Below are 4,970 nucleotides of genomic sequence, written 5' to 3' on the forward strand. Positions count from 1 at the left end.
TCCACGAGCTGAGACCTCCTAACACACGCACGGCCGCCATATGCGGCCGTTCACACCATTACAGGATAACCGGGACCATAGTGAACCGCCAGACCCCGGCTTACGCTCTCTAAGGAATCCGGCCCTTCCTCTTGACAACAGTACCGATACGGACAATCGCCCACTTCCCATAAGAGGGAAACGGGCGATCATAGTCAACGTTTTTGAAAACGGATTGACCTCAGGCGGCCTCCTGGCCTCCGTGCTCCAGGCTGGCCTTGACCAGGCCGGCGAAGAGGGGATGCGGCTTGGTGGGCCGGGACTTGAACTCTGGGTGAGCCTGGGTGCCCACGTAGAAGGGATGCTGGTCCTGGGAGAGCTCTACGAACTCGGTCAGCTGCCCGTCCGGGCTGGTGCCCGAGATGTGCAGGCCGGCCTTGTCCAGCCGCTCCTTGTAGGCCACGTTGACCTCATAGCGGTGGCGGTGACGCTCGGAGATCTCGGTGGAGCCATAGAGCCGGGCCACCAGGGAGTCGGGCTTGAGCACTGCCGGGTAGGCGCCCAGCCGCATGGTGTGGCCCATATCGCCATGGCCGGCCACGATATCCTTCTGTTCCTCCATGGTGGCGATGACCGGGTTTTCGCAGTCAGGCTCGAATTCCGAGGAGTTGGCGTCCTCCAGCCCCAGGACGTGGCGGGCGAACTCGATGACCATGGACTGCAGACCCAGGCAGAGTCCCAGGGCAGGCAGGCCAGTCTCGCGGGCGTAGCGAAGGGCGCCAATCTTGCCCTCGATGCCGCGGATGCCGAAGCCGCCGGGGACCACGATTCCGTCCACACCCTCCAGGGCCTTGCGGGCACCATCCATGGTCTCGCAGGTGTCGGCTGCCACCAGCTTGACCTGGACCTGGGAACGGTTGGCGAAGCCGCCGGCCTTCAGCGCCTCGATAACCGACAGGTAGGCATCAGGCAGGTCGATGTACTTGCCCACGATGGCGATGGCCACCTTGGTACGGGGATTGTGGACTCGGTCCAGCAGGTCCTCCCACTCGTTCCAGTCGACGTCGTGGAAGGGCAACCCCAGCTTACGTACAACGTAGGTATCCAGACCCTCCTTATAGAGGATCTTGGGCACGTCGTAGATGCTGGGCGCATCCACGCAGTTGACTACGCCCTCGGCATCCACGTCGCACATGAGGGAGATCTTGTCCTTGATGCCCTGGTTGAGCGGCCGGTCGGAGCGCAGCACCAGGGCATCGGGGGCGATGCCGAGCTGGCGCAGGGCCATGACCGAGTGCTGGGTGGGCTTGGTCTTGAGCTCGTGGGCGGCGGCCACATAGGGCACCAGGGAGACATGGACGAACATGCAGTTGTCCGGGCCGATGTCCCGACGCACCTCGCGGGCGGCTTCCATGAAGGGCTGGGACTCGATGTCGCCCACAGTCCCGCCGATCTCGGTGATAATCACGTCCACATCGTCGCTGGCCTGGGCCCGCATGCGGCTCTTGATTTCGTTGGTCACGTGGGGAATGACCTGGACGCACTGGCCCAGGTATTCCCCCGCCCGCTCCTTGCGCAGAACAGACTGGTAAATCTGACCGGTGGTCACGTTGGCCTTCTGGGAGAGGAAGACATCGGTGAAACGCTCATAGTGGCCGATGTCCAGGTCGGTTTCGGCCCCATCCTCCGTCACGTAGACTTCGCCGTGTTGGAAGGGGTTCATGGTCCCCGGATCGACGTTGATGTAGGGATCCAGCTTCTGTTGAAGAACGCGGATTCCGCGGCTTCTCAGCAGTCGGCCCAGAGATGATGCGGTCAGTCCCTTGCCCAGTGAAGAGACCACGCCGCCGGTGACGAAAATGTGTTTGGTGATATGCCCTTGCGAATTTCCATGTTCTCTGACCATGGAACTTCAGCCTATCAGGCAGGAGCGACCAGAAACCAGCCAACACTCGAGGAGTACGGAAGGTTTCAGGGACGGCTCAGATGCAGGTGGTCAGCCAGGTAGCGACCGGTCACTGAATCAGGGTTGCGGGCCACAGATTCAGGGTCGCCCTGAGCTACGATTCTTCCACCACGATCGCCGCCGCCCGGACCCATATCGACCACATGGTCGGCGTTGGCGATCATGTCCAGATCGTGCTCGATGAAGACCACCGTGGCCCCCTTGCTGACCAGACGCTCCAGCACTCCAATCAGGACGCGCACATCCAAGGGATGCAGACCTGTAGTGGGCTCGTCCAAGACGAACATGGAACCATTCTGCCTGCGGCCCAATTCGTTGGACAGCTTCAGCCGCTGGGCCTCCCCGCCAGACAGGGAGGGAGTGTCCTCTCCCAGTGTCAAGTAGTCCAGACCCAAGTCCTTCAAGGTTTGCAGACCTCGACGAATGGCCGTGTACTCGCGGCCCTGCGCAAAGACCTCCAGCGCCCGGCCCACCTCCATGGCCAGCAGATCGGGCAGGCTCAGCGGCTTGGTGTGTGCCGGTGTGGACAGACGGTAGTGCTCGGCCTCCGGACGGTATCGACGACCCTGACAGCTGGGGCAAGTGATGGGGATGTCGGGCAGGAACTGCACGTCCAGGCTGATCTGGCCGGTTCCGTCGCACTGGGGACAGCGCAGTAATCCTGTGTTGTATGAGAATGCTGAGATACCCAACTTGTCCTTTTTCGCCTGGTCAGTGGCCGCAAAGAGGCGGCGCAACCGGTCCATGAGCCCTGAGTAGGTGGCCACCGTGGAGCGCACGTTGATGCCTATGGGCGAGGAATCCACCAGACGAACCCTGTCGATGCCGGCTGGGTCCAGACTGTGCACATGTTTGGGCATGGGGTCGCCCTGGATGCAAGCCTGCAGGGCCGGGACCAAGGACTCCAGGATCATGGTGGTCTTGCCTGAGCCGGATACGCCGGTAACAGCCGTCATGCACCCACGAGGAATGGCCAGATCCAGAGGGCGGACCGTGTGAATGAGTCCTGACTGCATACGAATCCATCCATCCTCTGCAGGCATAGGGTGACGGTCCCTTACCAGAACCGGCTCGCGTCCATCCAGAAAACCTGCGATGCGCGAGCCCGGGTCTGCAGCGATCCGTTCAGGAGCTCCCTGGGCCAGGATCCTGCCGCCGCGCTCCCCTGCCCCGGGACCCATTTCGATCAGATAATCGGCCGATTCTAGTACCTTGACATCGTGGTCGACGAAAACCACCGAATTGCCATCAGCCAGCAGGTCGCGCATGACCCCTATAAGCCCCTCCAGGTTGGCAGGATGCAGACCGGTCGAGGGCTCGTCCAGCACATAGAGCACGCCTGTGGTCTCATTACGCACCGCCCTGGCTAGCTGGGCCCGCTGCCTCTCACCTGTGGACAGGGATGCGCTGGAGCGGTCCAAGGTCAGGTAGCTCAGTCCCAACTGAATCAACCGCCTGCCCATCTCGTCCAGGGTCTTGCATAGGGCCGAAGCCATGGGCTGCATGGGTTCAGGCAGCGTGGGCGGCAACTTTCGTCCCCAGCCCAGCACCTTGTCCAGAGGCCAGGAGGTAACCGTGGCCAGATTGTCCCCATTGATCTCAGGCAGACGCGCTCGCTGGTTGAGCCGGGTACCCTTGCAGTCCGGGCAGGTCCGCTCAGTCAGAAACTTGGCCACCTTGGCCAGTCGCTTGTCATCATTAGCCCTCTTGAGCTCCTCGGTCACGGTCAAGCGTGCGTTGCGGAAAGTGAAGTCCAGCTCGTGAACCCCCTTGACCGAAGTGATGGTGATGTGCTTCTTCTCAGCCGGCCCTTCGAAAACGATCTTCCGCTCCCGATCGGTCAGGTCCCGCCAAGGTACGTCGGTGCGGACTCCGAACTCGCGGACGATGTCTGGCTGGACGTTGAAACCGAAGGTTCGCCAAGGCACCACGGCACCCTGGTCGATAGTCAGACTGTCATCGGGAACCAGGGTGGCATCGTCCACCTCGCGCACGGTCCCGGTCCCCTGGCAGGTAGGGCAGGCTCCCAGAGAGTTGAAAGCCAGCTCCTCAGCGCTGGGAGGCTCCACTTTAGCACCGCAAGTAGGGCAGGCGATGGGTATCTCGGCTGCCACAGCCAGGGTGGGCTCCTGGCGATGGCCATTGGGGCAGACATGGCTGGCCAGCCGTGAGAACATCAGCCGAAGTACGTTGAGCAGCTCGGTGGCGGTGCCGAAAGTGGAGCGCATGCCTCCCACGCCCGGCCGTTGACGCAGAGCTAAAGCCGGCGGCAGAAAGCGCACCGAGTCCACCTGGGGGCGCTGGGCCTGGGTCATCCGCCTCCTGGTGTAGGTGGATAAGGATTCCAAATAACGCCGGGACCCCTCGGCGTAGAGGACCCCCAGAGCCAGGGAGGACTTGCCGGAGCCCGAGACCCCGGCAATGCCCACCAAGTGATTCAAAGGAATGTCGACATCCAGATTGCGCAGGTTGTGGACCCTGGCGCCGCGGACAAGGATGGCCTTGGGCGGTGCGGAGAGTTTCTTGCCGGTCTCTCCGCTCTCACTCATGCGCTCTCCAACAGATGGGCCACAGCTTCCAAAGCAAGCCGGTAGCCATAGAAGCCCATGCCGGTGATGGTGCCGGTGGCCACCGGTGAGATGACGCTGCGTCGGCGGAAGGCCTCCCTGGATGCGGGATTGGAAATATGGACCTCCATCAGCGGCAACCCTGCCTGGGTCACCTGGACGGCGGCATCGGACAGCCCATAACTGTAGTGGGTGAAGGCGGCCGGGTTGAGCACCACAGCACTGCCCTGGTCCACCGCCTGGTGCATCCAGCGAATGACCTGACCCTCGTCGTCCGATTGCAGCACCTGAACTTCCAGGCCCAGCTGCCGACCCCAGTTTTCGCAGTCCCGTGTCAGGGTCTCAAGATCCTGACGACCGTAGACATCAGGGTCGCGCACACCCAGCCGACCCAGGTTGGGTCCGTTGACCACCAGAACCGTCTGCCTGCCCTTGTCGGCATCCGCCATCTGTCATTC

General features: G+C 62.4%; 3 protein-coding genes. All 3 read right to left on the bottom strand.

Features of this window, described 5'->3' with window-relative positions:
* Nucleotides 1–220: 220 nt before the first annotated feature.
* The 3 genes from pyrG to aroQ all read right to left on the bottom strand — a co-directional run bounded on the left by pyrG (nucleotide 221) and on the right by aroQ (nucleotide 4,961).
* Nucleotides 221–1,885: a CTP synthase gene (pyrG, locus tag AC0AP0_RS08930; protein WP_046322971.1), complete on the bottom strand. Its 1,665-nt coding sequence runs from the start codon at nucleotides 1,883–1,885 to the stop codon at nucleotides 221–223.
* Nucleotides 1,886–1,950: 65 nt separating this feature from the next.
* The gene (locus tag AC0AP0_RS08935; RefSeq protein ID WP_490430209.1) at nucleotides 1,951–4,494 is read right to left on the bottom strand and encodes an excinuclease ABC subunit UvrA; all 2,544 of its coding nucleotides are present in this window, start codon (nucleotides 4,492–4,494) and stop codon (nucleotides 1,951–1,953) included.
* Nucleotides 4,491–4,961: a type II 3-dehydroquinate dehydratase gene (gene aroQ, locus AC0AP0_RS08940; protein ID WP_046322973.1), complete on the bottom strand. Its 471-nt coding sequence runs from the start codon at nucleotides 4,959–4,961 to the stop codon at nucleotides 4,491–4,493. The genes AC0AP0_RS08935 and aroQ overlap by 4 nt, the downstream gene beginning before the upstream one ends.
* Nucleotides 4,962–4,970 lie beyond the last annotated feature (9 nt).

The sequence above is a fragment of the Bifidobacterium sp. POST2/T3 (B1) genome (assembly GCF_058197115.1).